The sequence below is a fragment of the Corynebacterium sp. HMSC04H06 genome (assembly GCF_001815935.1).
Lineage (GTDB): Bacteria > Actinomycetota > Actinomycetes > Mycobacteriales > Mycobacteriaceae > Corynebacterium.
Genome location: NZ_KV823440.1, coordinates 72,368 through 98,249 on the forward strand (window position 1 = coordinate 72,368; position 25,882 = coordinate 98,249).

A 25,882-nucleotide genomic window follows, 5' to 3' on the forward strand; every position below is an offset into this window, starting at 1 on the left:
AGCCGCGCCCAGGATTGTTAGGCTAAAGCGCATGAACGTTGTCGCCTCGCCGGAGCTCAACCCGGTCTCCCAAGCCTTGGTCAAGGCCCGCTATATCAATGCCGTCATCTGGCTGATAGCCCTGGCCCTGGGCGTGGGCGCTCTGGGCTTTTTCTGGGCCAGCTGGTGGTACTGGGGCCTTATCGTCATCGCCGCCTTCGGCGCGTGGCTGGCCTGGCTCATCCCCGCCCAGGTGCGCAACATGGGCTGGCTGGAAACCGACGACGAGCTGCTGATCACCCGCGGCAAGCTGTGGCACACCTTTACCGTGGTGCCCTACGGGCGCATCCAGTTCGTGGACGTAACCGCCGGGCCCATCCAGCGCTGGCTGGGCATTAAGAAGCTGCAGCTGCACACGGCCTCGGCGACCACGGACGCGACCGTCAAGGGCCTGCCGGCCCAGACCGCGGATCAGCTGCGCGAGCGCCTAGCCATCAAGGCCCGGGAGAGGATGAGCGGGCTGTGAGCAAACACCGCCGCGGCGCGGATAACGCGGCCGTCGACGCCGACGGCTTCCACCGCGTACACCGGCTCACGCCGCTGCTGCAGTTCTGGTCGGTCATCCTGGCGATCCTGGCCATCGGGGTGGTCAACATTAACCTCGAGGTCCTAGGGGATGCCGCGCGCTTCATCGCCAGCGGCCACTGGGGCCGCGGCCTGCGGGACGCCGCCTGGACCGCGGCCGCCTTCATCGGCATCTGCCTGGCCATCTGGTTCCTCTCCGCCATCTGGTGGCGCCGCCTAGGCTACCGGCTGGGCACGGACGAGCTGGCCCTGCGGCGCGGGGTGCTGTCCACGCAGCTGCGCACCGCCCGCTACGACCGCATCCAGGCCGTCGACGTCATCGAGCCGGTCATCGCCCGGATCTTCGGCGTGGCGGCCGTCCGCGTCGAGACCGCCGGTGGGACGTCCTCCCACATCCAGATCGCCTACCTGAAAAAGCCCGCGGCCACCCAGCTGCGCGAGGAGATCCTCACCCGCACCAGCGGCCGCCGCCCACCCACCGGCGCGGAGCCAGCTGCCGCTAACGATGCCGCCGGCAGCGACACCAGCAGCGACACCAGCAGCGACACCGGCAACGACACCGCCCACCAGGAGGTGGTCATCCCACCCATCCCGACGCGGCGCAGCCTGCTCGGCGCGGCCCTGCGGTTAAGCACGCTGCTGGTGGTGGTGATTGCTGCGGTTCTGGTTCTCACCCCGGTGCCGAATACCACCGTGGTGCCGATCCTGGTGGGCCTGGTGCCCAACGTCTGGGAGCTCATCGACACCTCGTGGCGGTTTAGCTCCCGCCTGGATGAGGACGACTCCGGCCGCGCGCTGCTCATCATCAACTACGGCCTGGCCGACCGGCGCCACCAGTCGGTGCGCCTGGATCGCATCCACGGCGTCCAGGTCCGCCAGCCGCTGCTGTGGCGCCTGACCAAGTGGTGGGAGGTCCGCGTGTCCGTGGCCGGCTACGGTTCCGCCGCGGGCAAGGGCTCGGGCACTACCCGGGTGCTGCCCGTGGGCAGCCGGGAGCAGGCCCTCCGCCTGCTGGAGCTGCTCAGCCCGCTGGACAAGAAGCAGATCGACCGCTACGCCCAACCGGAAGGCGCCCGTGAGCCGACCTATTCCTCGCCGCGCCGGGCCTGGTGGGTCTCGCCGCTAGACTCCCACCGGCAGGCCGTGACCCTGGTGGGCGATAACAGCATCACCCACGCCGGGCTGCTCAACCGCCGGGTCAGTGTGATTGCCAACAGTCACATTCAGGAACTGGCCTACACCGCCGGCCCGATTGCTCAGCTGTGCCGGCTGGGCACCGTCCGTTACGAACTGGTCGCCGGGCCGGTGCGCATGGCCGGCAGCGACCTGGATCCAGCCGACGCGGCCGCCTTGCTGAGCCACCTGCGCGCCCGGCGCCTGCCGGCGGCCCCGAGCATCAACGCCAAAGACGATCCGGCCCCGGCCTAAACCGCGCCGTTAAAGCCCAGCTGCCGCCAGGCCTCGAACACGGCCGTCGAGGCCGCATTCGACAGGTTCATCGAGCGCCGCGCCGGCACCATGGGGATGCGCACCTGCTCGGTGATCCGCTCGTGGGCGAGGTGCTCGGCCGGCAGGCCGGTCGGCTCCGTGCCGAAGAGAAGAACATCGCCTTCCTGATACTCGATATCGGTAAACCACTTGTCCGTGTGGGTGGTAAACGCGAAGACCCGCGCGCCGGGCAGGGCATCCATGCAGGCCTGGAAGTTGGGGTGGATGGTCATATCGGCCAGGTCGTGGTAGTCCAGCCCCGCCCGCTTGAGGTGCTTGTCGTCGAAGTTGAACCCCAGCGGCTCAATGAGGTGCAGGTGCGCGCCCGTGACCGCCGCAGTCCGAATGGCGTTGCCGGTATTGGTGGGGATCACGGGGTTGTCGAAGACGATGTGCAGGTTGGTCATGGTTTTAGGGTAGTCGGTGAAAGGCAGGGGTAGGAGTCGCACCTCTTGTTCTCCCGCTGCCTTTAGAAACCGGTTTCTCTTATTCGTCGGTCCCGCGATGATCGCGCTTTTTCCACCTGCGCCTACGCACAAGGAAAAACGGCAGGACCAGAAAGTAATAAAAGGCAAGGAATTGCGCCGAATAGCCCAATAATCCTTCCGAGCTCACCTCGCTCCACGAGACACCTTCTTCGTTGGGTGAAGCTACGCCGCGCCAGCCGGTCACTTGGCTGATGTAGAAACTTGCTACGACCATGGCTGGTAGGACAATAAACGAGAACCACGCCGGTGGTACCCACGGTCCACCGTCTTTGCCCGTTCTTTGTAGAGCACCGCCGAATCCCATCGAAGAAACCTTTCTACCTACATCTGTTCATTCAAAGCGCAAGACCCTGCGTACAGGGCCAGTTTTGCTGCCCAAGCGACAGGGCCACCAATCGCTGAAATGCCGTAATCAAGAGCTGCGGTAGCGCCGTTCAAGGCGGCAACCTGAGTGATCTTCTCAGCTGCTTGGCTCCATTGTTTATCCTTGAGGAGTCGACCGATGGCTTGTGCGTCTTGGGGAGACATTGGTGCGGGAGCGATATTCCAGACCACGCATTCAGCAAAGGAGCCTAAATCTCGGGTGGCAATGTCCGGCTGCTCTGGGTGGCGCTCTTGGGAGAGGGGCGTTTCCATGAACTCCGCTAGTGCATCGGCCTCTTGGGCAGATAATCCGTGTTTAGCGGCGTTTTCGTAATTTGGCTCCCATTGCCCCGTGGGTTGTTCAGAGACTACTTCGGTGAATACTGTTTCGAAACTCTCGGAAAGCTCTCGTGTGATTTCTGCACTCTTGTCCGAATTAGTGTTGGCAACAGCCGGGGGGTGTCTGAACTGGTTGATGTTGAACAGCAGCATGAGCGGAACTAACGGGTAATAGCGTTACCGTCAGGGCAGCGATTACAGAAGCGACAATTGGCCTTTTTGGGGGCGGAAGGCGTACCTTTCACGAAATCTCAACCTCTCTAGTTGGTTGCTTACCTGTCGTAATTGAGCTCTAACGCATTGCTATGAGTTCGATTGGTCGGAGCAGCCAATAGTCTACATTAGAATTCAGCGTTTTCCAGTAGAGAAAAGCCAAAATGAGGCCCTGGGGTTGGGGCCCATGCAAGAAACAGTGGCGGTTTTGAGCTGCTTTGGGGTTGTTGCTGGGTCCTGGCTAACGCCTGCCACTAGGATATAAGCCATGGCTGCAACCAAACTAGATGGCAAACTGTACCGCGACGAGATTTTTGAAGACCTCAAGCAGCGTGTGGCTGCGCTGAAGGAGAAGGGGGTTACTCCGGGCCTGGCCACCGTGCTAGTGGGGGAGGATCCGGGCTCTCAGTCTTACGTGAAGATGAAGCACCGCGACTGCGAGCAGCTGGGGATTAACTCCATCCGCAAGGACCTGCCGGCCGATATCAGCCAGGAGGACTTGGAGGCGGTCATTGATGAGCTGAACGAGGACCCGGCCTGCACCGGCTACATCGTGCAGCTGCCGCTGCCGAAGCACCTAGACGAAAACCGTATCCTCGAGCGCATCGATCCGGACAAGGACGCCGACGGCCTGCACCCGGTGAACCTGGGCAAGCTGGTGCTCAATGAGGACGCGCCGCTGCCGTGCACGCCGAACGGCTGCATCCACCTGTTGCGCCGCTTCGGGGTGGAGCTCGACGGGGCCAAGACCGTGGTCATCGGCCGCGGCGTGACTGTCGGCCGGCCCATCGGCCTGCTGCTGACCCGCCGCAGCGAGAACTCCACCGTGACCCTGTGCCACACCGGCACGAAGGATCTGGCTGCGGAGACCCGCGCGGCGGACGTGGTCATCGCGGCGGCCGGCAAGGCCCACATGCTGACCGCGGACATGATTAAGGAAGGCGCGGCCATCCTGGACGTGGGGGTCTCCCGCGTGGACGGCAAGCTGGCCGGCGACGTCGCCGACGACGTCTGGGATAAGGCTGGATTCGTCTCCCCAAACCCGGGTGGCGTGGGCCCGCTGACCCGCGCGTTCCTGGTGCGCAACATCGTCGAGCGGGCAGAAAAGGCTCATGGCCTCGCCGATTAATAAGGCGCAGGCCGCACCCGCGCGGCAGGGCGCCGGGCTGGACAAGACCTCGCTGGATAATCCCCACGACCGGCACGTGGCGCCGTCGAAGCTGCCGGCCAAGGTGCAGTGGGCGATGATCGGGGCCTTCGTCGCCGTGGTGGTGCTCTCTGGGGTCTTTGCTCTGTTGGAGCACTGGCGCCGGGCGGCGTTTGCCTTAGGAGCGGCGATGCTCTGGCTGGTGGTCGTGCGCGCGACCTGCGACTCCCGCCGAGTCGGGGTCTTTTCGGTGCGCTCGCGCCGCTTCGACTGCATTTTCAGCGCGGTGGTGGGGGCCGCGCTAGTCTTTTTGGCTGTCTCCGTGGACGCGCTGGGCAGCTAGCGGTGTCAGTTAGATGGCGTAGTCGCCATCGGTTAGCTTGCCCGGCAGGTCCAGGCCGTCCGGGGCCGACAGCGTGAGGAAATTGCGCAGCACGCGGTCCATCTGGCGGGTTTCAGTGAGGAAGGCGTCGTGACCGACGGGGGAGACGACCTTGGCCATGGCCAGGAGGTTGCCCAGGTTGCGCGAGAGGTGCTCTTGCTGGTGATAGGGGTACAAGATGTCGGTATCGACGCCGACGACCATCGTCGGCACGGTCGACGAGGCCAGGGCCTTGTTCAGGCCGCCGCGGCCGCGGCCGACATCGTGGCGGTTTAAGGACTCGGTCAGCGCGACGTAGGAGCCGGCGTCGAAGCGGTCGACCAACTTCTTTCCCTGGTATTCCAGGTAGGAGTTGACTGCGAAGCGCTGGTCGCCGGCGCGGTAGGCGCCAAGGGGATTCTCCCCGCGCTGGGCGGTGGTGCCGAAGCGCTCGTCGATCTCTTGCTCGCCGCGGTAGGTCAGGTGCGCGATCCGGCGCGCGGCGGCCAGGCCGGCCTCCGGGGCAACCCCCAGCTCGTAGTAGTCGCCGCCGTGCCACTGCGGGTCGTTTTCGATGGAGGAAATCTGCGCGGACTGGATACCGATCTGCCACCCGGAAGCCCGCGCGGAGACCGCGATGACGCAGGCCGCGGTGAGCGCTGCCGGGTACATGAGCGACCACTCCAGGGTCCGCGCCCCGCCCATGGAGCCGCCGATAACGGCGTGGACGGTGCTGAGCCCCAGGGCATCGATCAGCAGCTTTTCGGCCTCGACCTGGTCGCGGATGGACACGGCCGGGAAGCGCGAGCCCCATCGCCGGCCGTCCGGGTGCTGCGAGGACGGACCGGTGGAGCCGCCGCAGCCGCCCAGAACGTTGGTCGCGATAACGCACCAGTGATCCGTGTCCAGTGCCTGGCCCGGGCCGATGAGGTCGCCCCACCAGTCCGTCACGTCTGAGTCGCCGGTCAGGGCGTGCTCGACGATGAGCACGTTGTTCACTCCTGCCGGATCCCCGCGGAAGCTGCCCCAGCGCTGGTAGGCGATTACCACGTCCGGGATCTCCGCGCCGGCCTCCGTGGTGACCGCTCCCACCGGCACGGTGGTGCGGCGACCGGGCGGGGCGAGGCGGGGATATTCGGACATAATCAACTACTTCCTAAGTAAGGGGACAATCAGCGGCGAGGGAAAGATCCAGTGCGGGTCGGGCAGAGTCGATCTGTGCTGTGCTGTGCACAGCGGTGCGGCCCGGTGCGGCGCAGCAGGGTTTAGCCCAGCGCTGCGAAGCCCAGCTCGAGGTCGGCGATGATGTCCTTGACATCCTCGATGCCCACCGAGAGGCGGATGGTGGACTGGGCAATGCCGGCCACGCGCAGGCCCTCTTCGTCGGACTGGGAGTGCGTGGTGGTTGCCGGGTGGACCACCAGGGAGCGGGTGTCGCCGATGTTGGCCAGGTTGGAGTGCAGGCGCAGGGCGTCGATGAACGTCCAAGCCTCGTCCTTGCCGCCCTCGATGTCGAAGGAGAGCACCGAGCCGGTGTAGTCCAGGCCGAGCTTTTCCTTGATCTTGCGGTAGGGGGAGGACTCCAGGCCGGCGTAGTTGACCTTGGTGACCTTGTCGTGGCCTTCCAGGTACTCGGCGACGGCCTGGGCGTTTTCGTTGTGGCGGCGGATGCGCAGGGTGAGGGTCTCCAGTCCGTTGAGTGCGAGCCAGGCGTTGAACGGGGAGATGGCCGCGCCCGTGTCGCGCAGGATGCCGGCGCGTGCCTTGAGGGCAAAGGCCGGGGCGCCCAGGTCGGCGTACTTGAGGCCGTGGTAGGCCGGATCCGGGGTGACGAAGCCGGGGAAAACCGGCTTTCCGTCGTGCTCAACGGTCCAGTCGAATTTGCCGCCGTCGACGAGGATGCCGCCCAGGGCGGAGCCGTTGCCGGTGTAGAACTTCGTGGTGGAGTTGACCACGATGTCCGCGCCCAGGGCCAGCGGGCGGACCAGGGCGGCGGTGGCGATGGTGTTGTCCACGATAAGCGGGACGTTGGCGGCGTGGGCGACCTCGGCGATCGCCGGGATATCCAGCACGTCGGCTGCGGGGTTGCCGAAGGTCTCGCCGTAGAGCGCCTTGGTGTTCGGCTGGATGGCCGCCTTCCAGGACTCCGGATCGTCCGGGTTGTCCACCAGGGTGAAGTCAATGCCCAGGCGCGGCAGGGTGACCGTGAAGAGGGTGGCGGTACCGCCATAGAGGTGCGGGGAGGCCACGATGTGGTCGCCGGCGCCGGCCAGCGTCAGGATGGCGGCGGTCTCGGCCGCCTGGCCGGAGGCGAAAGCCACGGCCGCCACGCCGCCTTCCAGAGAGGCGATGCGGTTTTCCAGCGCGTCCTGCGTCGGGTTGGTTAGGCGGGAATAAATCGGGCCGGCATCGGACAGGCCAAAGCGGGCCGCGGCGTGCTCGGCGTTGTCGAAGACGTAGGACGTCGTCTGGTAAATCGGCAGGCTCCGGGCGTTGTTCTTGCCGTCCAGATCCTGGCCCACGTGCAGCGCCCGGGTGGCGATGTCCCAGTTAGCGAAGTTCGGGTTGGATTCGGTGTTGTCGTATTTCGTCGTCATGCCAGAAACCGTACTAAACCGCTCTGTCTATTACGAAGGACTTTCAGAAAACGTGCAGTTCGCAACGGGAATAAAAATAGACAAAGCGGTCGGTTTTGTTGGCGCGAACGTCTGGCGGGTGGGCTTCTTGTCTATTTCCGGCGACCCTTGCGACCGCTGATGAGGTACCAGCCGCCGAGGATGAGGCCGAAGAAAATTAGCGCCGCGGCAATGAAGACCATGGCGACGACGACGGTCTGGTGGGGGTTGTTGAGGAAGATCATCGACGTAATGGCGGCCAGGAAGATGGCAGCAAATAGCGTGATTAGCCAATTGCGTTTTGTATGTTCTGTGAAAGACATATTCCAAATACTACGGGAAAAACCGGTTTAAATATCCTGTTGAAGTCCGCGGTGTGTTCGATTTAACAGCTCAGGATTGGCATCTATGTTGATTGTTTTGCGGATCGGCCCAAAGGGGTGAATGTAGTGCTGAAATACCAGCTGTTGCGGCTTGCTTTGTGGGGGATTTTGGGCTGGAGTAAGGCTTGGCTATTCAATCTTTTGGATGACTCGAAGAGTGGGGAGAATTCGCCCAGGTCTATTTAAAACGGGAAAACCCGTAGATAATCGAGGGGAGGTTTCCGGCACAGTGCCACCTTGCCGCAGTCGGGCAGAACTAGATCTGGATTGCGGGTAATCCGACAAAGACGGGAAATTATGTCCTCTACAGTTGGCACGGACGATCGTCGTAGACCTGTCCTAAAAGTGAGCAACGTCTGGGTGCAAGGCGTCGCGTTGGTGATGATTTTTGGATTCTTGGTAATGGGTTTCTTGGCTTATCGCACCTACACAGCCTCGATGCCGCTTCCTGACAAAATCGTTTCCCAGTCCTCGGGGGAAACGATTCTTACGAAAGATGAAATCTTAAACGGCCAGGCGCTCTATCAGGCGCGTGGTCTTCAGCAATATGGCTCCGTCATGGGCCACGGTGCGTATCTCGGTCCCGACTACACCGCTGAATACCTGCGTATGTCGTTGGAAAAGGCACGAGAGCTCAACGATGAGAACGGGCTGCCCGAGTTCGTCGATGACGCAGCAACTCCCGAGGAAGCCGTAAAAGAAGAATTTCGAGCCAACCGATATGATCCCGAAACCGGGGTTCTCGAGTGGACCGATAACCAGATAGCGGCATTTGAAGCCGCTAAGGAATATTACGCCGAATACTTTGGTCCTCTTTCCAACGAAAAGGGCTTGCCGTCGGAATTCATTACCGATTCGCAAGACATCAACAATCTGACCGGCTTCTTCGGCTGGACTGCCTGGGCCGCGGCGGCGGAACGTCCGGGTCAAGACTATTCCTACACCAACAACTGGCCGGCAGAACCCCGCGTGGACAACGGCCCCACCGCAGACCTCGTGGTCTGGTCGGTGCTTTCCTTGATCGCACTGATCGGTGGTACCGGCCTGATCTTCGCCATCTACGGACGCTGGTCGAAGTCTATTGGCTGGCACGCAGAGGAAACGCCTAACCTCGATTTCACCCAGCCGGGGGAAGTCGGGCTGACCAAATCTCAGAAGGTTGTCGCCTGGTTCATCTTGGTGATTGCGGTACTGTTCCTCATCCAGGCTTTGTTGGGTGCAGCATCGCAGCACTACCGAACAGAGCTCACGGGATTCTTTGGAATCCCTTTGCAGGAATTACTCCCGTACAACGTGTCCCGAACGTGGCACCTGCAGTTATCGCTCCTCTGGACGGCCGGGGGATTGCTAGCTGCTGGCATCTTCCTGTCGTCATTCGTCGGCAAGAAAGAGCCGAAGGGGCAGCACTGGTTGGTCTGGTTCCTACTGGGAGCAATCGCGTTCGTCGTCTTTGGCTCCATGGCGTTTGAGTGGCTGTCCACGATGGGCTACATCGAGGAAGGAACTCTGTTCTCTCAGCAGTGGGAATTCCTTGACCTGCCGCGGTTCTTCCAAATCCTGCTCACCATCGGCATGTTTGTGTGGATCGGGATCATCTTCCGGCAACTGCGCAACCGGCTGAAAACCGAGCACAAATCCAACATGCCGTGGTTGTTCTTCTACGCGGGGATTGCCATCCCAGCGTTTTACGCAGTGGGTAACCTGGCGGGTTCGGAAACGCATATTTCGGTAGCTGAATTCTGGCGCTTTTGGGTTGTTCACCTGTGGGTGGAAGACTTCCTGGAGCTTTTCACGACGGTCATGGTCGCCTACGTCTTCGTCCTGCTGGGCGTTATCCGCGAAAAGATTGCGTTGGGCATCATTTTCCTCGACGTGATTCTCTATTCCACCGGCGGCGTGCTGGGAACCATGCACCACCTGTACTTCTCCGGAACGCCGGTCGAGCACATGGCGCTGGGTGCCTTCTTCTCAGCAGCTGAGGTTGTGCCGCTGACCCTGCTGACTGTTGAGGCGTGGACCTTTATGCAGCTCGGCTCTCGCCAGCGCGCGTCCGGCGAACGCCCGTTCCCGCACCGCTGGGCCGTGATGTTCCTCGTCGCTGTGGGCTTCTGGAACTTTCTTGGCGCCGGCATCTTCGGGTTCCTAGTCAACCTGCCGATCGTGTCCTACTACGAAATTGGCACTGCCCTGACCGCTAACCATGCCCACGGCGCCATGATGGGCGTGTACGGCTTCTTGGCTGTCGGATTATCCGTTTTCGCGCTGCGCTATCTCACGCCGCCGGACAAGTGGTCGGAAAAAGCGATGGCCTGGGCCTTCTGGCTGCAGAACCTCGGATTGCTGTGGATGGTAGTGATTTCCTTGCTGCCGCTGGGCGTCCTCCAGCTCTATGAGTCCGTGGCATCTGGCTACGTGGAAGCTCGTTCCCTGGGTTATATCACCGAACCTGGCAACGCCATCATGGAATGGCTGCGTATGCCTGGTGACGTCCTATTCCTCGTCGGGATTATTCCGCTCTTGATCGCGGCGCTTCGGGGCGTGCTGTACAACAAGCACATTCCGACCGTCGAAGAGCATCCTGCCGATCCGCTCTTTAGCATCGTCACTGCTGAGGAGGAAGAATACGACGCGTCCCACGCGCCTGGAACCTCTTCGTCGGTCGGGTTGGTATCCGGTGGCAAGGCACGTGTTGATGCCCGCCGTGCCGGGAACGACAGTGGGCGTGTGGCCGGTCGACGTTATGGCTATATCGATGAGCGCGGTGCGTTTGTCGAACAAGAGTCTCCGAATTCCGGCCGCGGTGATTCGGCACCGGCAGGCCCGTGGTCCCCTGGCTTTGAGTCGGAGACCAACTGGGGCGGGAAGTACAACTCGAAGTGGGGCGGTACCTACCGGTCCGATTCGAGTCACGACTCCGCCCCCTCCGATGGCGAGAAGAACTAGGGCAGGGAAGTGATGGAAGCTCCTGGCATTTTCACCCTACTAGCAGTGGTCTATGGAATTTTCCTCGTGGCCATTGCTTGGGCCTTTGACGGGATGGCGAAGCAAACGTCGAACCGCACCATGGCGAACCGGGCGGGAACCTTTCGTTACTTGGCGGAACATGACGCGTGGCAGTGCCCTGAGGATCAATGGTTGTGGCCGTCGAGCTTCGATCCCGAAAACCGCGTTATGCGGTACCGGGGAAACCCGACCGTCTGCAATACCTGCCCGGTCAAGGATTCCTGCACGGTGTCACACCACGGCCGCGAGGTCACCCGCCAGCTAGACCCGTGGCCGCATTCTGACGCGGGGCGTTTCCACCGCGGGATTGCTTTTGCTGTCGCTGCCATGGGCTACCTACTGCCGCTGTGCTCTTTGATTACCAACCATTCGCTGTCTGAGGTGTTAATCATCTTGGCTACCGTGCTGGTTATTTCCGCACTTGGCGTGTACCCGCTGTCTCGGCATTTGTGGCGGACCCCCTCTAACGCGCCCAAGATCGTCGTGCCTGAGCTCGATAACCGAGAGGCCGAGCTGGCCGCACAGATCGACAGGTACGGGTCGAAATACGGAAAGTCGAAATTCGCTTCGGACCGTAAGAAGTCCGGCATGGAAAAGGAAACACACTAATGTCTGCATTTGTATTCTGGCCAATTGTCATTGGCATTGTCATCGCCTTACTCGTGGCCTTCGCCGCCTACTCGTTCAAGGTTATTAAGCAATACGAACGCGGCGTGACTTTCCGCTTCGGGCACTTGCGGCCGCTGATGGAGCCTGGGCTGCATTTCCTGTGGCCGGGCATCGACAAGCTAGAGCGCGTGGACCAGAGGGTCGTGACCTTAACCATCCCGCCGCAGGAAATCATTACCAAGGACAACGTCTCCGTCCGGGTAAACGCGGTGGTCATGTTCGAGGTGACCGACTCAGTAAAGGCGGTGCTCGAAGTCGAGAACTACGCCGTGGCGACCTCCCAAATCGCGCAGACTACGCTGCGTACTCTCTTGGGCCGCGCGGATCTCGATGACTTGCTGGCGCACCGCGAGGAACTCAATGAAGACTTGGCCAACATCATTAATGGGCAGACCAAGCGTTGGGGCGTGGTAACTCGCATCGTGGAGATCAAGGACGTGGAAATCCCCGAACTGATGCAGCGGGCCTTGGCGCGCGAGGCGGAGGCAGAGCGTGAACGCCGTGCCAAGGTGATTTCCGCCCACGGCGAGTTGCAGTCCTCTCGGGAGCTGCGGGAAGCTGCTGACGAGTTGGGGAAGGCCCCCGCTGCCCTCCAACTGCGTTACCTGCAGACGGTGCTGGAGCTCGGGGCGGATCAGAATTCAACGATCGTGTTCCCTCTGCCCATCGACATCATGGGCGGCTTCATGGAGAGCCTGGGGACCTTTTCCAAGGGCTTTAAGGACGCCCACCAAAGCCAGGCCAAGTAACGGGGTAGGGGCATCGTGGAGCTAGTCCGCGGGGGATTGACCGAGAATCTCCTGAAAAACATTTAGGGCAGAAGCAAGCTCAGCGTCGCTCAAGTGCCCGAAACCGATGACGATTCCGTTGTCGGCCGCCGTGCCGCCCCAGTAGTCGGTCAGGGCGGTCACCGCGAGGCCGCGCTCGGCGGCCGCGGCCACGACCTCGCGGGCAGGCCGGGTGCAGATGACCACGGCGTGCAGGCCGCCGCTGATGGGGCGCACGGCTGGGCCGAGCGCGGAGACCACCAGATCGCGGCGGCGCCGGTAATCGCGCCGCACGCGCCCGGTGTGCCGGCGCAGCTCCCCGCTGGCTAGAAACTTCGCCAGGGCCGCCTGGGTAATGGCCGCCACCGGCTGCCCGGTGACCGCGCGCACCTGGCGGATGGGGGCGATGAGCCGGTCGGGGACCACCAGGTAGCCGCACGCGATGGAAGGCGAAATCACCGAGGAGAACGTGCCCAGCAGGACGGCCTGTTCTGGGCCCAGCGCGGCCAGGGCCGGCAGCGGCTGGCCGGCATAGCGCAGCTCCGAGTCGAAGTCGTCCTCGACCAGGAGGACGTCGTGGCGGCGGGCGAAGGCGACCAGCTCGGTCCGGCGGGCGGCCGGCAGGGAGCCGCCGTAGGGGTACTGGTGGCTCGGGGTGATAAGCGCCAGGTCGAGCCCGCCGCCGGGGAGCCCGGTGGGCACCCGCAGGCCGTGGTCATCGGTGGGCAGTTCCACGAGCGCATGCCCCAGGGCCGGCGGGATCTGGCGCAGGCTGGGGTATCCCGGGGATTCCACGCCGACGCGCAAGCGCCCGCCCACCGCGCGCAGCAAGAGGCCCAAGCCCTCGCGGGCCCCGGCGGTGACCATGATGCGGGCGGGATCCACGTTGAGCCCGCGCATGTGGCGCAGGTGCGCGGCGATCTCCCGGCGCAGCTCCGCCAAGCCGGCGGGGGCCTGCTCGGTGAGCTGGCTGGCACCGGCCGCCGCGGAGCGCCACGCCGCCCGCCAAGCGGGGGTGATAAGGCGCGCAGTATCCGGCAGCCCCGGGGTCAGCTGCAGCAGCGCGGCCTTCTCCTCGGGCGCTGGTTGCGCCGGGGCGGGCCGCGGGGGAGCGGGGCTTATATCCGGGTGCACGCGGGTGCCGGAGCCGTGCTGGCCCACGAGGTAGCCTTCGGCGATGAGTTGCTCGTAGGCGGTGACCACGCTGCCCCTGGCTACCCCCAGTCGGTGGGCCAGGGCGCGGGTGGACGGCAGCTTCTCTTTCGGCCGGTAGACGCCGTGGGTGATCTGCTCGCGCAGCTCAGCGGCGATCCGGGCGGGCAGGGGCAGGGTGTGCATAAAAATCCATAGTAAGTGGTCCATTTCAACACGCCAAAAGTGGCTCTTGTCATAAACCACTTGGGCGGGGTTGGATGTAGGCCATGACTGAAACCCAGAAGAACGCTAAGCAGAACGCACAGGCCCCGGCCGGCGCCCAGACCGCGACCACCCGCGTCAAGCGCGGCCTGGCGGACATGCTCAAGGGCGGCGTCATCATGGACGTGGTGACCCCGGAGCAGGCCAAGATCGCCGAGGACGCCGGCGCCAGCGCCGTCATGGCGCTCGAGCGTGTGCCTGCCGATATCCGCGCCCAGGGCGGCGTGGCCCGCATGTCCGACCCGGACCTTATCGACGGCATCGTGGGCGCCGTGTCCATCCCGGTGATGGCCAAGTCGCGCATCGGCCACTTCGTCGAGGCCCAGATTCTGGCGGAGCTGGGCGTGGACTTCATCGACGAGTCCGAGGTGCTCTCCCCGGCGGATTACACCAACCACATCAACAAGTGGGACTTCGACGTCCCCTTCGTCTGCGGCGCCACCAACCTGGGCGAGGCCCTGCGGCGCATTACCGAGGGCGCGGCCATGATCCGCTCCAAGGGCGAGGCCGGCACCGGGGACGTCTCCGAGGCCGTGCGCCACCTGCGCACCATCAAGGGCGAAATCGCCCGCCTGCGCAACCTGGACCGCGACGAGCTCTACGTCGCCGCCAAGGAGCTGCAGGCCCCCTACGACCTGGTCGCCGAGGTCGCCGAGACCGGCTCCCTGCCGGTGGTTCTCTTCGTCGCCGGCGGCGTGGCTACCCCGGCCGATGCGGCCCTGGTCCGCCAGATGGGCGCCGAGGGCGTCTTCGTCGGCTCCGGCATCTTCAAGTCCGGCGAGCCGGCCAAGCGCGCCGCCGCCATTGTCAAGGCCGCCACCGCCTACGACGACCCGGCTGTGCTGGCCGAGGTCTCCCGCAACCTGGGCGAGGCCATGGTCGGCCTGAACGTCGCCGACGTCCCGGCCCCGCACCGCTTGGCCGAGCGCGGCTGGTAAGCCCCACATGCGCATTGGCGTACTCGCCCTGCAGGGTGGGGTGGAAGAACACCTGGAAATCCTGGACGGCCTCGGGGCGGATACCCGCCGGGTGCGGATGCCGCGGGACTTGGACGGCCTCGACGGGATAGTCATCCCGGGCGGCGAGTCCACCGTCATCGACAAGCTGGCCCGCACCTTCGACCTGGCAGGACCACTGGCCGCGGCCATCGGCGGCGGCCTGCCCACCCTGGCCACCTGCGCCGGGCTCATCTACTGTGCCCGGGAGCTGGACAACCCCGCCCCGGGGCAGCAGGCTCTGGGGGTTATGGACGTGACCGTGCGCCGCAATGCGTTCGGCTCCCAGCGCCACTCCGCGGAGCAGGCCGTGCCCGTGGGCGCGGGCCTGACCGTCGACGCCAGCTTCATCCGCGCGCCGATTGTCACCCGCGTGGGCGAGGGCGTGGAGGTGCTTTCCCGCGTGCCCGGCCCGGACGGCGAACCCGTCGTCGTGGGCGTGCGCGCCGAGGCCGTCACCGCGCTGAGCTTCCATCCGGAAGAAAACGGCGATGACCGAGTCCACGCGGCCTGGCTGCGGGCCGCAGCGTTAGTCGAGTAATTCAGCAACCACGTGTTCGCGTAAATAGTCCTGAAGATAGGGAGGGAAAATTTCGTTGTTCCGCGGCCTGCCGTGACCATGTCCGCGTCAACTAGCCGCTTCCGGTAGTTATACGCTTGTTGCACGCTGACTCTTAACCGGTTGGCGACGTCGATTATTTCCGAGGGGCCATCATCAAGGGACATAACTGCCAGGAAACGTCGATCTTTAGCTGAGAGGTCGGATGACGCTGGCTCGTGAACCAGCTGCCCAAGTTATTTCGGGCTTTGGTGCGCTAAATAGCAGAGTTCGTTGTGTATGGATGTGTACTTTATGTATTTTGTGTATTTCCAGCGTCCTAGTGAGCCCGTAGCCAGGCTTAGCTAAAACGCATGCCGTGGGCCTGCAGCGCGCGCAGGTACGGCTGGCCTAGGCCGGTGGCCGGCGTGAGTACGCCGGTGGTCTCGGGCAGATCGTCGGGCTGGGTGGCCAGGGTGACGGCCGCCTCGGCCAGCATCATGGCGGTGGTCTTGTACCCGGGATCGCCGTCGGCGGCCACGCGGGAGGTGTGCAGCGCGCCGTCGGTGGTCAGACCCGTGTGGGAGATGATAAAGCCGCCGGCGTCGATGTCTTTCGGGCCCTCGCCCGGCTCCGGGATGAAATGGGACAGCGGCCGGCGCAGCTTGTCCACCATGATGATGGCGAATCCGGCGGCGGTGACGGCCTTGAGCAGGTTCGCCTTGAACTTGCCCGCAAGCCCCGTGCCCGTGGGGATGACCTCGCGGTAGCGCATGGGCCCGTAGGCGTGCCCCAGCAGGGAGTTGCTGCGGCGGACTACGCGGGTGTTGAACATGGCCATGAAAAACGGCCCGGCCCACTGCTGCAGCAGCTCGTCGAAATCGACCACCAGGTCCGGCTCGGGCCCCAGATCCGGCTCCTGTTTGTGGTCCGGGGACAGCGAGTGCGGGCTGTGGAGAATGGCCCCGCCCTTGGGCATTTCCTTGGCGTCCTTGCTGACCGCACGCATCGAGTCGATGGTCCCGCCGGACAGCCCGCCCTGGAGGTGCTCGACCGCCATGGTCACCTCCGCGAACTCCGGGTAGCCGGCGGAGCTAAACAGGTGGAACATGCCCATATCGGACGGCACCGAGTCGAAGCCGCACGACGGTACGATCTTGGCCCCGGTTTCCTGGGCGGTGGCGTGCCACTGGTCGATGGTGCGGCGGATGAACAGGGCCTCGCCGCACAGGTCCACGTAGTGGGTGCCATACTGGGCGCAGGCGCGCACGACCTCGTCGCCGTAGCGGGTATACGGCCCCACCGTCGAAATCAGCACCGCGGTGCGTTGGACCATGGCGTCGATAGCCGCGGCGTCCTTCGCGTCGGCGACGATGGTCTCCAAGCCTAGGTCTAACGCGGCGAGCTTGTCCGCGTTGCGGCCGGCCACGGTGATCTTCAGCTCGGGGTGGCAGTCCACCAGGTAGCGCGCGGTGGTGGCGCCGACAAAGCTGGTCGCGCCAAACAGGACGATGTCGAATTCACGGTCGTGGGTGCCTATATCCATGCCCTTCAGGATAACGGCAAAGCCGGCTTCCCGGCGGGGGAATCCGGCTTGGGAAGCCGGCCTGGGACTCCGGTGCTGCTTGGGGTGGGAAGCCGGGCGACCCGGTTTTAGACCCCAGGCATGCGAAAAGCCCCGGGGAGCCCTGGGGCTTAGTGCGCGCTAGGCGGAGAAGGCGAAGTGGTTAAGCCTTCAGGCCGTCGATGATCTGGTTGTACTTGTCGACCGGGCGCATGACGGAGGTGGTCTTGGCCTCGTCCGGCAGGTAGTAGCCGCCCAGATCTGCCGGGGAGCCCTGAACGTCCAGCAGAGCCTGAGCGATTTCGTCGGCCTGCTCGTTCAGCTCCTTGGTGACGGCGGCGAACTTCTCGGCCAGCTCGGAGTCGTCGGCCTGGTTAGCCAGCTCGTCGGCCCAGAAGGCGGCCAGGAAGAAGTGGGAGCCGCGGTTGTCGATCTCGCCGACCTTGCGGGACGGGGATTTGCCCTCGTTCAGCAGGCGCTCGGTGGCGCGGTCCAGGGCGGCGGCCAGCACGCCGGCCTTTTCGTTGCCGTTGGACTGCTGCTCGTGGCGGAAGGACTCGGCGAGGGCCAGGAACTCGCCCAGGGAGTCCCAACGCAGGTGGTTTTCTTCCTCGACCTGCTGGACGTGCTTCGGGGCGGAGCCGCCCGCACCGGTCTCGAAGAGGCCGCCGCCGGCCATCAGCGGGACGACGGAGAGCATCTTAGCGGAGGTGCCCAGCTCCAGGATCGGGAAGAGGTCGGTGTTATAGTCACGCAGGACGTTACCGGTCACGGAGATGGTGTCCTCGCCGCGGCGGATGCGCTCCACGGAGATCTTGGTAGCGGCCACCGGATCCATAATCTCGATGTCCAGGCCCTCGGTGTCGTGGTCGCCCAGGTACTTCTCCACCAGGGAGATCAGGTTGGCGTCGTGGCCGCGCTCCGGGTCCAGCCAGAAGATGGTCTTCATGCCGGACAGGCGGGCGCGGTTGACGGCCAGCTTGACCCAGTCCTGGATCGGGGCGTCCTTGGTCTGGCAGGCGCGCCAGATGTCTCCGGCCTCAACGTCGTGGGAGATCAGGACGTCGCCGGCGGTGTTGAGGACCTCGATCTTGCCGTCGGCCGGGGACTTGAAGGTCTTGTTGTGGGAGCCGTACTCCTCGGCCTTCTGGGCCATCAGGCCGACGTTCGGGACGGTGCCCATGGTGGTCGGGTCGAAGGCGCCGTTGGCCTTGCAGTCCTCGATGACCGCCTGGTAGACGCCGGCGTAGGAGGAATCCGGGATGACGGCCAGGGTGTCCTGCTCCTCATCGTTCTTGTTCCACATGTGGCCGGAAGTGCGGATCATGGCCGGCATCGAGGCGTCGATGATGACGTCGGAGGGCACGTGCAGGTTGGAAATGCCCTTGTGGGAGTTGACCATGGCCAGGTCCGGGCCGGCCTCGTAGGCGGCGTCGAAAGCGGCCTTGATCTCTGCGCCGTTGTCCAGCTTCTCCAGACCGTCGTAGATGGCGCCTAGGCCGTTCTCGCCGTTCAGGCCGGCGGCCAGCAGCTCCTCGCCGTACTTGTCGTAGACGTCGGCGAAGAAGGCGCGCACGACGTGGCCGAAGATGATGGGGTCGGAGACCTTCATCATGGTGGCCTTCAGGTGCGCGGAGAACAGAACGCCCTCTTCCTTGGCGCGCGCGACCTGGGCGCGCAGGAACTCGTCCAGGGCCTTGGCGGACATGAAGGTGCCGTCGATGACCTCTTTGTCCTGGACCTTCAGGCCGTCCAGCAGGACGGTCTCGGTGCCGTCCGCGGCGGTGTGCTTGATGGTCAGGGAGTCCTCGCCGTCGATGATGACCGACTTCTCATTGTGGCGGAAGTCGCCGTCGGACATGGTGGCGACGTTGGTCTTGGAATCAGCGGACCACTCGCCCATGCGGTGCGGGTGCTTCTTGACGAAGTTCTTCACGGCCTCCGGGGCGCGGCGGTCGGAGTTGCCCTCGCGCAGCACCGGGTTCACGGCGGAGCCCTTGACGGAGTCGTAGCGGGCCGCGATGTCCTTTTCCTCGTCGGTCGATGGGTTGTCCGGGTAGTCCGGCAGGTCGTAGCCGGCGGCCTGCAGCTCCGCGATGGCCTTCTTCAGCTGGACCAGGGAGGCGGAGATGTTTGGCAGCTTGATGATATTGGCTTCCGGGCGCTTGGCCAGGGCACCGAGCTGGGCCAGGGCGTCGTCCTGCTTCTGCTCGTCGGTCAGGCGCTCCGGGAACTGGGCGACAATGCGGCCAGCCAGGGAGATATCCGCGGTCTCGACGTCGATCCCGGCGGTGGAGGCGAAGGCCTCGACGACCGGCTTGAACGAGTAGGTCGCCAGCAGCGGCGCTTCATCGGTGCGAGTCCACATGATTTTAGCCAAGGTAAGTATCTCCTCTTGCGTAGTGTCGGTTAACTAAAGTACAGCTTGAGCCAGTTTACCCCGCACCAGCGCCGAATTCTATGGATTTCTAGGAACCTGCCCGGCCCAGGCGCCAGTACCCCATAAAAGACACCTGCCGCCGGTCGATGCCGCATTCCTTCACCAAGTAGCGCCGCATGCTGGTCACCGCACCCGATTCCCCGGCGATCCAGTAATAATCGCGCAACGCCGGGCCCGCGGGCGGGAGAGCTTCGCCCGACGCCGAAAATTGGGGTGTCTCCCACACCAGAGTGGCGCCCCCGTCGGAGTCAGTGGCGCTGCGATCTTCTCTCGCGTCAGCCGGCCTATCCGCCCCTGTAGTCTTTTCTTCCGTTTCTGCCTTTTGTTCCGCAGTCTTTCCTGACCCTGCGGCGGCCGACTGCCGCAGCGCGTCGGTGAGCAGGCTCCCGCGCGGGGCGTTTTCCCGGACCAGCCACGTTAACTTAACCCGGTCGGGCAGCGCGATGTCGCGGGACTGGGCCTCGGCATCGGCGGCGGAGGGCACTTCGAAGAAGGCGTGGCCGGCCAGGCCGGTGGGCCACTCGTCGAGGATGCGGGCGATGGCGGGCAGGGCGGTCTCGTCGCCGAAGAGCAAGGCGCGCTCGCTGTTTCCGGGCCGGAATTCGATGCCGGCCCCGGTGGAATCATCCGCCGTCGGCCCTATCAGCCACAGCGTATCGCCGGGCTGGCAGGACGCGGCCCACGCGGAGGCGGGGCCGGGGTTTGCACCGGGGTGCAGGGCGAAGTCAATATCGACCTCGTCGCCGCGGCGGGCGCGAATGGAATAGGTGCGCATGTCCCCGCGCACGCGGGGATCGAGGCCGCGCCAGGTGGCGAACCAGTCCGCCGCGCCCGCGAAACCGGTCAGCGGCTCGGGGCCGGGGATGATGAGCTTGATGCGCAGGTCCCGGATCGGACCGGCCGGGCCCATGTCCGCCAGGCCGGACAAGGTCACGCGCTGGAAATTGGGGCTAATGCGCCGGCTGGCCCGGACCCGGGCGAGGAAAGGCAGAAATGGCATGGGGTAGACCTCTAAGAACCTCGATGGAGTAGGCGGTGTAGGGCTAGTGCACTTTAACGCGGTTGCTCTTTGGTTGGGTGCTCTGGGACGTGGTGCCGGCCCATGGGCATTACGGCCGGGGTACCGGAGACCGGGTCGGTGATGACCTGGCAGTCGATGCCGAAGACGTGCCGGACGGACTCGGGGGTAATGACCTCCGTCGGCGTGCCGTGGGAGTAGACGTCGCCGTCGGAGACCGCCACCAGCTCGTCCGAGTAGCGGGCGGCGAGGTTGAGGTCGTGGAGGACCATGACGATGGTGGTGCCGTTGTCCCGGTTGAGGTCGGTGAGCAGGTCGAGGACCTCCAGCTGGTGCTTGACGTCGAGGTAGGTGGTCGGCTCGTCCAGCAGCAGGATGCCGGTGCGCTGCGCCAGGGCCATGGCGATCCAGACGCGCTGGCGCTGACCGCCGGAAAGCTCGTCGACGGCGCGCTCGGCCAGTGCGGCGGTGCCGGTGGCCTCCAGGGACTCGGCAACTATCCGGTAGTCCTCCTGCGACCAGTGGCCGAGCAGCCCCTGGTGCGGGGTGCGCCCGCGGCCCACGAGATCTGCTACGACGATCCCGTCCGGGGCGACCGGCGACTGCGGCAGCAGGCCCAGCTGACGGGCCAGCTGCTTGGTGGGCAGGGAGCTGATGTCGTGCCCGTCTAAGTAAACCGACCCGGAGGTCGGCGCCAGTAGCCGGGACAGGCAGCGCAATAGGGTGGACTTGCCGCAGCCGTTGGGGCCGACGATGGAGGTAATCGCGCCGGGGGTGAGCTTGACCTCGAGGCCGTCTAAGACGGTGCCGTGCCCGTAATCGAGGCGGAGGTCGCGGGCGTGTAATTGAGCGGTCATGACTTTCCTAACGCAGGGATCGGTTTAGCGGTGGGATCGGATAAGAACGAGGATTAAGAAGGGCGCGCCCAGCACGCCGGTGATAACCCCCACGGGGTAGCGGGTTCCGAAGAAAAGCTGGCCCGCTAGGTCCGCGGCCAGCACCAGTACCGCGCCGACGAGGGCGGCGGGAGCCAGCACGGGGAAGCCGCGCGGGACCAGCCAGCTGGCGATGGGACCGGACATGAAGGCCAGGAAAGCGATGGGTCCGGTGGCCGCGGTGGCCACGGAAACCAGCGTGACCGCACCTAGGATGAGTAGCACGCGGGAGAGGTTGACGCGCAGGCCAAAACCAATGGCTATCTCGTCGTTTAAGGCCAGTAGGTTGAGCACGTGGGAAAGCACCAGCATGCCGGGGGCGACGACGGCGACCACGACCAGCAGGGGCAGGCCGCGTTCCCAGCTCATGTTGTTGAGGGAGCCGGTAATCCAGCGGGTGGCGGTGTTCAGATCCCACGCGGCGGCTTGGGACAGCGCGTAGTTGACCCAGGCCTGGAGGAGGGCGGCAAAGCCGATGCCGATGAGAATGAGACGCGTGCCCGAAAAACCCGACTTCAGGCTGGTGAGGTAGATGATGAGTGCGACCGCCAGTGAGGCCATCAGCGCGATGGCGGAGGTGGCCGTCTGTGACAGGTGAAGGAAGGTTATCGTGGTGATCCCGGCGGCCGAGGCCCCGGCGGATATGCCAATGATGTCCGGGGAGGCCAGCTGGTTGCGCAGCAGGGTCTGGAAGGTGGCGCCGCCGATGCCGAAGGCGATTCCCGCCGCGACCGCCGCGGTAGCCCGCGGCAGGCGCAGGTCACCGACCGTGAAGGAAGCGCCCGGGACCGTCTGCCCGCGTAGGACGCGCAGGATCTCCCCGGCCGAGTAGGTGGTCTCACCCACCATGAGGGTTATCCACCACAGTGCAAGCACAGCGATGCCCAGTAATGCCAGGGCCACGGCGTAGCGGGCGCGGCGGCGGTTGCGCTGGGCGCGCAGCCGGTCGGCGCTGAGCGCGGGGTAAGAAAGCTTTGTCATGCGAGCTCACGCACCTTGACTTCACGGACAATCCAGATGAACAGCGGAGCGCCAATGAGTGGGGTGATGATGCCGACGGCGAGTTCCTCGGGGCGGATGACAAGCCGCCCCACGGTATCGGCCACCGTCAGCAACACTCCTCCCGCTAGGGCCGTCGCGGGAACTAGCCAGCGGTTGTCGGGGCCCATGAGCAACCGCAGGACGTGCGGGACGATGAGGCCGACGAAGCTGACGGGCCCGGCTAGGGCCGTGGCGGTACCGCACAGGACGACGGCGCCGACGGTAGCCAGCAGGCGGGTGCGCAGCACCTTGACGCCGAGCCCCGTGGCCACGTCGTCGCCGAGAGCCAAGGCATTGAGCCCGCCCGTGTGTATCACGACGATCAGCAGGCCCAGCATCAGCAGCGGGGCCGCTATTCCGAGCAGGTCCCACTGGGCACCGCCCACGGAACCGATCTGCCAGAAGCGGAAGCGGTCCATGACGTCGGTGCGTGGCAGCAGGATGGCGCTGACCAGCCCGGAGCAGGCTGCCGCGGTGGCCGCCCCGGCCAGGGCGAGCTTGAGTGGGGTGGCCCCACCGCGCCCCAAGGAGCCGATCGCGTAGACGAAGACAGCGGCGGCGAAAGCGCCCATGATGGCCACCACCATGGTGCCGAGCGCGCTCGCCAACCCGCCGAAGGCGATGCCGATGACGACGGCCAAGGACGCGCCGGACAAAACCCCGAAGATTCCCGGATCGGCCAGGGGATTGCGGGTGACGGCTTGTAAGGTGGTGCCGCTGACGGCAAGGGCCGCCCCCACCACTAGCGCCATGACTGTGCGCGGCAGGCGGGTATAGGCCACCGCCTGCTCCGGGGTGGCGGATAGGCCGCGGAGGGCGTCCAGGGCGTCGGCGACGCCGATGGAACGGGCCCCGAACATGACGGAGCTGACCGCCGCCGCGACGGCGGCGAGGATCAGCAGGGCGACAATAGCGGAGTTTTTAATTTTCAACGGCGTCATTCAGAATTCGGAAGTAGTCGTCGATGGTCGGTGGCAGGGCCAGCGGGGACTCGTTAGCGGCCGCTCCCAGCGGGCCGTCGGGCAGCAGGGCGATGCGGCCGTCGCGGACGGCCGGGATCTTCGACAGCAGCGGATCCTTCTGCATGTCCTCGATGGCCTTGGCGTCCTCGTCCGCGTTGCCGGAGGAGTAGGCGATGAGGAAGTCGACGTCCTCGAACTGCTCGGGGTTTTCAGCCGAGACTTCCTCCCAGAAGCTTTCGGTGTTTTCTGAGTGATCCTTGACGATCTGCGGCGCCTCGAAACCATGGTCTGTGAGGAAGCCCATGCGGGTATCCCCAGTGGTGTAGAAGCCGATCTTCGACTTGTCGGACGCACCCCCGAAGGCGGTGAACAGCGGCTTGGTCTTCTTAAGTTTCGGGTATTTCTCGAGTGCGGCGTCGACCTGCGAATCCAGATTCTCCAGGAGCTCGCGGCCCTGGTTAGGCTTGCCCAGCGCCTGGGAGTTCAGGGTGACCATGTCCTCTAGCGAGGTCGCCCAGGGGATGTCGGGGTAGGCGACCACCGGGGCGATCTTGGACAGGGTCTCGTAGTCCTCCCGGGTCAGGCCGGAGTAGGCGGCCAGGATAACGTCCGGCTGGGTGTCGGCGACCTGCTCGAAGGGGATGCCGTCGGTCTCGTCGAAGAGTTCGGGCTGCTCGCCGCCGAGCTCGTCGATCTTGTCCTTGACCCAGGGCATCGTGCCGTCGTTGTCGTCGTCGCCCCAGGTGACCTTGGCCATGCCGACGGGCACGATGCCGAGGGCGAGCGGGACCTCTTGGTTGGACCAGCCGACGGTGGCCACGCGCTGCGGGGGGTGCTCGATGGTGGTCTCGCCGAAGGCGTGGGTGACGGTGGTGGGGAATTGCTCCGCGTCGGCGTCGTTGGCCGCGCTATCCCCGGAGGCCGAGTGCGCTGACGAGTCGCTGCCGGACTCATCCCCGCTGGAGCAGGCCACCAGCCCGAAGGACAGGCAGGCGGCGGTGGCGAGGGCTGCGGCGGTGCGGGCGGGGCCGGTGAGGGCGCGGCGACGGGTGGCAGAGGGGAGATGAGAGTTGCTCATGGGCGGGAACCTCCTAGGTGGTGCTTGTTTAGGCTTACCTACTTTAGTGGCAGGGGCGGGTGTAACCCAGCCGCAATAGGGTGATCTATATCACCCGTCACGTGTGCGCGTTGGAAAGTTCACGGGAATATGGCGCTGACGTGCGAATATATTTGGCGCGGCGTACTCTAAGTCCGATGCGCAACCAGTCAGAACCCCAGAAGCGACAGCCCGGGCGGGCCCTTCGCCGCCAGCCGAAGCCGCGGCAGACCGAGATTTCTGAGCTCCGCCGCCGCGTGGTCATGGTCGCACTGGCGCTGGGTGGATTCGGGATCGGCACCACGGAGTTCGTCTCCATGGGCCTGCTACCGCTCATCGCGGACGACTTCGGCATTACCGAGGACCAGGCCGGCCACGCCATTTCGGCGTACGCGCTGGGCGTGGTGGTAGGAGCGCCGCTGATTACCGCGGTCACCGGGCGCACGCCGCGCCGCCGGCTGCTCATCCTGCTGATGATTGCCTTCACCCTGGGCAACGCCCTGTCCGTGGTGGCTGCCAACTACCCGCTGCTGCTGGCCGCCCGCTTCATCGCGGGCCTGCCACACGGCGCGTATTTCTCCGTCGCCGGCCTAGCCGCGGCCTCGATGGCCCCGGCCGGCAAGCGCGGCAAGGCCGTGGCCCTGGTGGGCATGGGGCTGTCCGTGGCGACCGTGGCCGGCGTGCCCGCCGCCCAGGCGCTCGGCGTGGCGGCCGGCTGGCACGCGGCCTACCTCCTGGTCGCGCTTATCGGCGTGGCCACCCTGGTGGCCCTGTGGTTCCTCATGCCGCACATGACCCGCATGCCGGCCACGTCCGTGCGCACGGAGCTGGGCGCCTTCGGCCGCAGCCAGGTCTGGCTGACGCTGGCGATGGGCACCGTCGGCTTCGGCGGCATGTTCGCGGTCTATACCTATATCTCTTGGACCATGACCGAGCGCGCCGGCCTAGACCCGTCGCTTATCTGGTTGGTGCTCATGGCCTACGGCATAGGCAACGTGGCCGGCAACTATTTCGGCGGCACCCTGGCCGACCGCAACCTGGAAAAGGGCATCCTGTTCTCCCTGGTGATGATCGCCGTCGTGCTCGTGGCCTTCTACTTCACCTCCCAGTCACCGGTGCTAGGCGTGCTGAACTTCGGCATCATCGGCTTTTTTGGCTCCTCCCTGGTGCCCTCGCTGCAAATCCGGCTCATGGACGTTGCCGGCGATGCCCAAACGCTCGCCGCCGCGCTCAACCACTCCGCGCTCAACCTGGCCAACGCCTCCGGCGCCGCGCTGGGCGGGGCCGTGGTCGGCGCCGGCCTCGGCTACGCTAGCCCGGCTCTAGCCGGCGCGGGCCTAGCGCTAAGCGCCATCGTCGTCTGGTTCATCACGCAGGCCGCCAAAGCCCGCGCTAAAAAGGCCAGCTAAAACCCGCGAGGCCTCGTCGCTAAGGCTGTCGCGAAGGCTCGGGCCCGCCCCCGCGGCCGGTCCAAACC

At 65.0% G+C, this 25,882-nt stretch carries 24 protein-coding genes; 10 read left to right on the top strand and 14 right to left on the bottom strand.

What is annotated here, in order from left to right:
* Positions 1 to 31 precede the first annotated feature (31 nt).
* Entirely contained in the window at positions 32 to 505 is a 474-nt protein-coding gene (locus HMPREF3067_RS08055; protein ID WP_070769204.1) for a PH domain-containing protein, read from the top strand.
* Positions 502 to 1,992, top strand: a complete 1,491-nt coding sequence (locus HMPREF3067_RS08060; protein WP_070769205.1) for a PH domain-containing protein — start codon at positions 502 to 504, stop codon at positions 1,990 to 1,992. Before HMPREF3067_RS08055 ends, HMPREF3067_RS08060 begins: the two co-directional genes overlap by 4 nt.
* Here HMPREF3067_RS08060 and HMPREF3067_RS08065 read toward each other — a convergent pair.
* From HMPREF3067_RS08065 to HMPREF3067_RS11275, 3 genes are all read right to left on the bottom strand, one after another.
* Positions 1,989 to 2,459, bottom strand: coding sequence for a tRNA (cytidine(34)-2'-O)-methyltransferase (locus HMPREF3067_RS08065; RefSeq protein WP_070769206.1), 471 nt, complete (start codon positions 2,457 to 2,459; stop codon positions 1,989 to 1,991). The genes HMPREF3067_RS08060 and HMPREF3067_RS08065 overlap by 4 nt on opposite strands.
* A 79-nt stretch (positions 2,460 to 2,538) precedes the next feature.
* The gene (locus tag HMPREF3067_RS11095) at positions 2,539 to 2,844 is read right to left on the bottom strand and encodes a hypothetical protein (protein WP_083319219.1); all 306 of its coding nucleotides are present in this window, start codon (positions 2,842 to 2,844) and stop codon (positions 2,539 to 2,541) included.
* A gap of 17 nt (positions 2,845 to 2,861) precedes the next feature.
* On the bottom strand, positions 2,862 to 3,395 hold the full coding sequence (locus HMPREF3067_RS11275; RefSeq protein WP_141759371.1) for a hypothetical protein: 534 nt from the start codon (positions 3,393 to 3,395) through the stop codon (positions 2,862 to 2,864).
* A 328-nt stretch (positions 3,396 to 3,723) separates the two neighbouring features.
* Between HMPREF3067_RS11275 and HMPREF3067_RS08070 the strand changes: the two genes are divergently transcribed.
* Together HMPREF3067_RS08070 and HMPREF3067_RS08075 are read left to right on the top strand one after the other, a co-directional pair.
* A complete protein-coding gene (locus HMPREF3067_RS08070) occupies positions 3,724 to 4,584 on the top strand; it encodes a bifunctional methylenetetrahydrofolate dehydrogenase/methenyltetrahydrofolate cyclohydrolase (RefSeq protein WP_070769207.1) in 861 nt (286 codons plus the stop codon).
* Positions 4,568 to 4,945 (top strand): DUF3017 domain-containing protein, encoded by a 378-nt coding sequence (locus tag HMPREF3067_RS08075; RefSeq protein ID WP_083319220.1) that lies wholly within the window; start codon positions 4,568 to 4,570, stop codon positions 4,943 to 4,945. The genes HMPREF3067_RS08070 and HMPREF3067_RS08075 overlap by 17 nt, the downstream gene beginning before the upstream one ends.
* A gap of 9 nt (positions 4,946 to 4,954) precedes the next feature.
* Here HMPREF3067_RS08075 and HMPREF3067_RS08080 read toward each other — a convergent pair whose 3' ends face one another.
* From HMPREF3067_RS08080 to HMPREF3067_RS08090, 3 genes are all read right to left on the bottom strand, one after another.
* Positions 4,955 to 6,106 carry a homoserine O-acetyltransferase MetX gene (locus tag HMPREF3067_RS08080; RefSeq protein ID WP_070769208.1) on the bottom strand — a complete coding sequence of 384 codons (1,152 nt, stop codon included), beginning with the start codon at positions 6,104 to 6,106 and terminating at the stop codon, positions 4,955 to 4,957.
* A 122-nt stretch (positions 6,107 to 6,228) separates the two neighbouring features.
* Positions 6,229 to 7,560 carry an O-acetylhomoserine/O-acetylserine sulfhydrylase gene (locus tag HMPREF3067_RS08085; RefSeq protein ID WP_070769209.1) on the bottom strand — a complete coding sequence of 444 codons (1,332 nt, stop codon included), beginning with the start codon at positions 7,558 to 7,560 and terminating at the stop codon, positions 6,229 to 6,231.
* A 131-nt stretch (positions 7,561 to 7,691) separates the two neighbouring features.
* A complete protein-coding gene (locus HMPREF3067_RS08090; protein ID WP_070769210.1) occupies positions 7,692 to 7,901 on the bottom strand; it encodes a hypothetical protein in 210 nt (69 codons plus the stop codon).
* Positions 7,902 to 8,258: 357 nt separating this feature from the next.
* Between HMPREF3067_RS08090 and HMPREF3067_RS08095 the strand changes: the two genes are divergently transcribed.
* Genes HMPREF3067_RS08095 through HMPREF3067_RS08105 form a run of 3 tightly spaced genes read left to right on the top strand, consistent with a single transcriptional unit; the run spans position 8,259 to position 12,382 of the window.
* Positions 8,259 to 10,904, top strand: coding sequence for a nitric-oxide reductase large subunit (locus tag HMPREF3067_RS08095; protein WP_070769211.1), 2,646 nt, complete (start codon positions 8,259 to 8,261; stop codon positions 10,902 to 10,904).
* Between the two features lie 12 nt (positions 10,905 to 10,916).
* Entirely contained in the window at positions 10,917 to 11,573 is a 657-nt protein-coding gene (locus HMPREF3067_RS08100; RefSeq protein ID WP_070769212.1) for a hypothetical protein, read from the top strand.
* Positions 11,573 to 12,382: an SPFH domain-containing protein gene (locus HMPREF3067_RS08105; RefSeq protein ID WP_070769213.1), complete on the top strand. Its 810-nt coding sequence runs from the start codon at positions 11,573 to 11,575 to the stop codon at positions 12,380 to 12,382. Before HMPREF3067_RS08100 ends, HMPREF3067_RS08105 begins: the two co-directional genes overlap by 1 nt.
* Before the next feature lie 21 nt (positions 12,383 to 12,403).
* Here HMPREF3067_RS08105 and HMPREF3067_RS08110 read toward each other — a convergent pair whose 3' ends face one another.
* Positions 12,404 to 13,738 carry a MocR-like pyridoxine biosynthesis transcription factor PdxR gene (locus tag HMPREF3067_RS08110; RefSeq protein ID WP_083319221.1) on the bottom strand — a complete coding sequence of 445 codons (1,335 nt, stop codon included), beginning with the start codon at positions 13,736 to 13,738 and terminating at the stop codon, positions 12,404 to 12,406.
* 83 nt (positions 13,739 to 13,821) lie between these two features.
* Here HMPREF3067_RS08110 and pdxS point away from each other — a divergent pair, with 83 nt between their 5' ends.
* Positions 13,822 to 14,754 carry a pyridoxal 5'-phosphate synthase lyase subunit PdxS gene (gene pdxS / locus HMPREF3067_RS08115; protein ID WP_070769215.1) on the top strand — a complete coding sequence of 311 codons (933 nt, stop codon included), beginning with the start codon at positions 13,822 to 13,824 and terminating at the stop codon, positions 14,752 to 14,754.
* A 7-nt stretch (positions 14,755 to 14,761) separates the two neighbouring features.
* Complete coding sequence (gene pdxT, locus HMPREF3067_RS08120) at positions 14,762 to 15,352, top strand: pyridoxal 5'-phosphate synthase glutaminase subunit PdxT (protein ID WP_070769216.1); 591 nt, start codon at positions 14,762 to 14,764, stop codon at positions 15,350 to 15,352.
* Between the two features lie 358 nt (positions 15,353 to 15,710).
* Here pdxT and HMPREF3067_RS08125 read toward each other — a convergent pair whose 3' ends face one another.
* The 7 genes from HMPREF3067_RS08125 to HMPREF3067_RS08155 all read right to left on the bottom strand — a co-directional run bounded on the left by HMPREF3067_RS08125 (position 15,711) and on the right by HMPREF3067_RS08155 (position 24,387).
* Entirely contained in the window at positions 15,711 to 16,895 is a 1,185-nt protein-coding gene (locus HMPREF3067_RS08125; protein ID WP_070769217.1) for a saccharopine dehydrogenase family protein, read from the bottom strand.
* Positions 16,896 to 17,076: 181 nt separating this feature from the next.
* Positions 17,077 to 19,293, bottom strand: a complete 2,217-nt coding sequence (locus tag HMPREF3067_RS08130; RefSeq protein WP_070769218.1) for an NADP-dependent isocitrate dehydrogenase — start codon at positions 19,291 to 19,293, stop codon at positions 17,077 to 17,079.
* A gap of 88 nt (positions 19,294 to 19,381) precedes the next feature.
* Entirely contained in the window at positions 19,382 to 20,353 is a 972-nt protein-coding gene (locus HMPREF3067_RS08135; RefSeq protein WP_070769219.1) for a siderophore-interacting protein, read from the bottom strand.
* A 53-nt stretch (positions 20,354 to 20,406) separates the two neighbouring features.
* A complete protein-coding gene (locus HMPREF3067_RS08140) occupies positions 20,407 to 21,228 on the bottom strand; it encodes an ABC transporter ATP-binding protein (protein ID WP_070769220.1) in 822 nt (273 codons plus the stop codon).
* A gap of 24 nt (positions 21,229 to 21,252) precedes the next feature.
* Positions 21,253 to 22,287 (bottom strand): FecCD family ABC transporter permease, encoded by a 1,035-nt coding sequence (locus tag HMPREF3067_RS08145; protein WP_070769221.1) that lies wholly within the window; start codon positions 22,285 to 22,287, stop codon positions 21,253 to 21,255.
* Positions 22,284 to 23,288 carry a FecCD family ABC transporter permease gene (locus HMPREF3067_RS08150; protein WP_070769222.1) on the bottom strand — a complete coding sequence of 335 codons (1,005 nt, stop codon included), beginning with the start codon at positions 23,286 to 23,288 and terminating at the stop codon, positions 22,284 to 22,286. Before HMPREF3067_RS08150 ends, HMPREF3067_RS08145 begins: the two co-directional genes overlap by 4 nt.
* Complete coding sequence (locus tag HMPREF3067_RS08155) at positions 23,269 to 24,387, bottom strand: iron-siderophore ABC transporter substrate-binding protein (RefSeq protein ID WP_083319222.1); 1,119 nt, start codon at positions 24,385 to 24,387, stop codon at positions 23,269 to 23,271. The genes HMPREF3067_RS08150 and HMPREF3067_RS08155 overlap by 20 nt, the downstream gene beginning before the upstream one ends.
* 176 nt (positions 24,388 to 24,563) lie before the next feature.
* Between HMPREF3067_RS08155 and HMPREF3067_RS08160 the strand changes: the two genes are divergently transcribed.
* Positions 24,564 to 25,814, top strand: coding sequence for an MFS transporter (locus HMPREF3067_RS08160; protein WP_070769223.1), 1,251 nt, complete (start codon positions 24,564 to 24,566; stop codon positions 25,812 to 25,814).
* The last annotated feature ends 68 nt before the right edge of the window (positions 25,815 to 25,882 follow it).

Excerpts from the sequence above, each read along its gene's own strand:
- HMPREF3067_RS08100 (WP_070769212.1), top strand. The coding sequence starts at position 10,917 with ATGGAAGCTCCTGGCATTTTCACCCTACTAGCAGTGGTCTATGGAATT.
- HMPREF3067_RS08135 (WP_070769219.1), bottom strand. The coding sequence starts at position 20,353 with ATGCCATTTCTGCCTTTCCTCGCCCGGGTCCGGGCCAGCCGGCGCATT.
- HMPREF3067_RS08145 (WP_070769221.1), bottom strand. The coding sequence starts at position 22,287 with ATGACAAAGCTTTCTTACCCCGCGCTCAGCGCCGACCGGCTGCGCGCC.
- HMPREF3067_RS08070 (WP_070769207.1), top strand. The coding sequence starts at position 3,724 with ATGGCTGCAACCAAACTAGATGGCAAACTGTACCGCGACGAGATTTTT.
- HMPREF3067_RS11095 (WP_083319219.1), bottom strand. The coding sequence starts at position 2,844 with ATGGGATTCGGCGGTGCTCTACAAAGAACGGGCAAAGACGGTGGACCG.
- pdxT (WP_070769216.1), top strand. The coding sequence starts at position 14,762 with ATGCGCATTGGCGTACTCGCCCTGCAGGGTGGGGTGGAAGAACACCTG.
- pdxS (WP_070769215.1), top strand. The coding sequence starts at position 13,822 with ATGACTGAAACCCAGAAGAACGCTAAGCAGAACGCACAGGCCCCGGCC.
- HMPREF3067_RS08080 (WP_070769208.1), bottom strand. The coding sequence starts at position 6,106 with ATGTCCGAATATCCCCGCCTCGCCCCGCCCGGTCGCCGCACCACCGTG.
- HMPREF3067_RS08160 (WP_070769223.1), top strand. The coding sequence starts at position 24,564 with ATGCGCAACCAGTCAGAACCCCAGAAGCGACAGCCCGGGCGGGCCCTT.
- HMPREF3067_RS08065 (WP_070769206.1), bottom strand. The coding sequence starts at position 2,459 with ATGACCAACCTGCACATCGTCTTCGACAACCCCGTGATCCCCACCAAT.
- HMPREF3067_RS08125 (WP_070769217.1), bottom strand. The coding sequence starts at position 16,895 with ATGGATATAGGCACCCACGACCGTGAATTCGACATCGTCCTGTTTGGC.
- HMPREF3067_RS08055 (WP_070769204.1), top strand. The coding sequence starts at position 32 with ATGAACGTTGTCGCCTCGCCGGAGCTCAACCCGGTCTCCCAAGCCTTG.
- HMPREF3067_RS08075 (WP_083319220.1), top strand. The coding sequence starts at position 4,568 with ATGGCCTCGCCGATTAATAAGGCGCAGGCCGCACCCGCGCGGCAGGGC.
- HMPREF3067_RS11275 (WP_141759371.1), bottom strand. The coding sequence starts at position 3,395 with ATGCTGCTGTTCAACATCAACCAGTTCAGACACCCCCCGGCTGTTGCC.
- HMPREF3067_RS08140 (WP_070769220.1), bottom strand. The coding sequence starts at position 21,228 with ATGACCGCTCAATTACACGCCCGCGACCTCCGCCTCGATTACGGGCAC.
- HMPREF3067_RS08105 (WP_070769213.1), top strand. The coding sequence starts at position 11,573 with ATGTCTGCATTTGTATTCTGGCCAATTGTCATTGGCATTGTCATCGCC.
- HMPREF3067_RS08150 (WP_070769222.1), bottom strand. The coding sequence starts at position 23,288 with ATGACGCCGTTGAAAATTAAAAACTCCGCTATTGTCGCCCTGCTGATC.
- HMPREF3067_RS08110 (WP_083319221.1), bottom strand. The coding sequence starts at position 13,738 with ATGCACACCCTGCCCCTGCCCGCCCGGATCGCCGCTGAGCTGCGCGAG.
- HMPREF3067_RS08085 (WP_070769209.1), bottom strand. The coding sequence starts at position 7,560 with ATGACGACGAAATACGACAACACCGAATCCAACCCGAACTTCGCTAAC.
- HMPREF3067_RS08155 (WP_083319222.1), bottom strand. The coding sequence starts at position 24,387 with ATGAGCAACTCTCATCTCCCCTCTGCCACCCGTCGCCGCGCCCTCACC.
- HMPREF3067_RS08090 (WP_070769210.1), bottom strand. The coding sequence starts at position 7,901 with ATGTCTTTCACAGAACATACAAAACGCAATTGGCTAATCACGCTATTT.
- HMPREF3067_RS08095 (WP_070769211.1), top strand. The coding sequence starts at position 8,259 with ATGTCCTCTACAGTTGGCACGGACGATCGTCGTAGACCTGTCCTAAAA.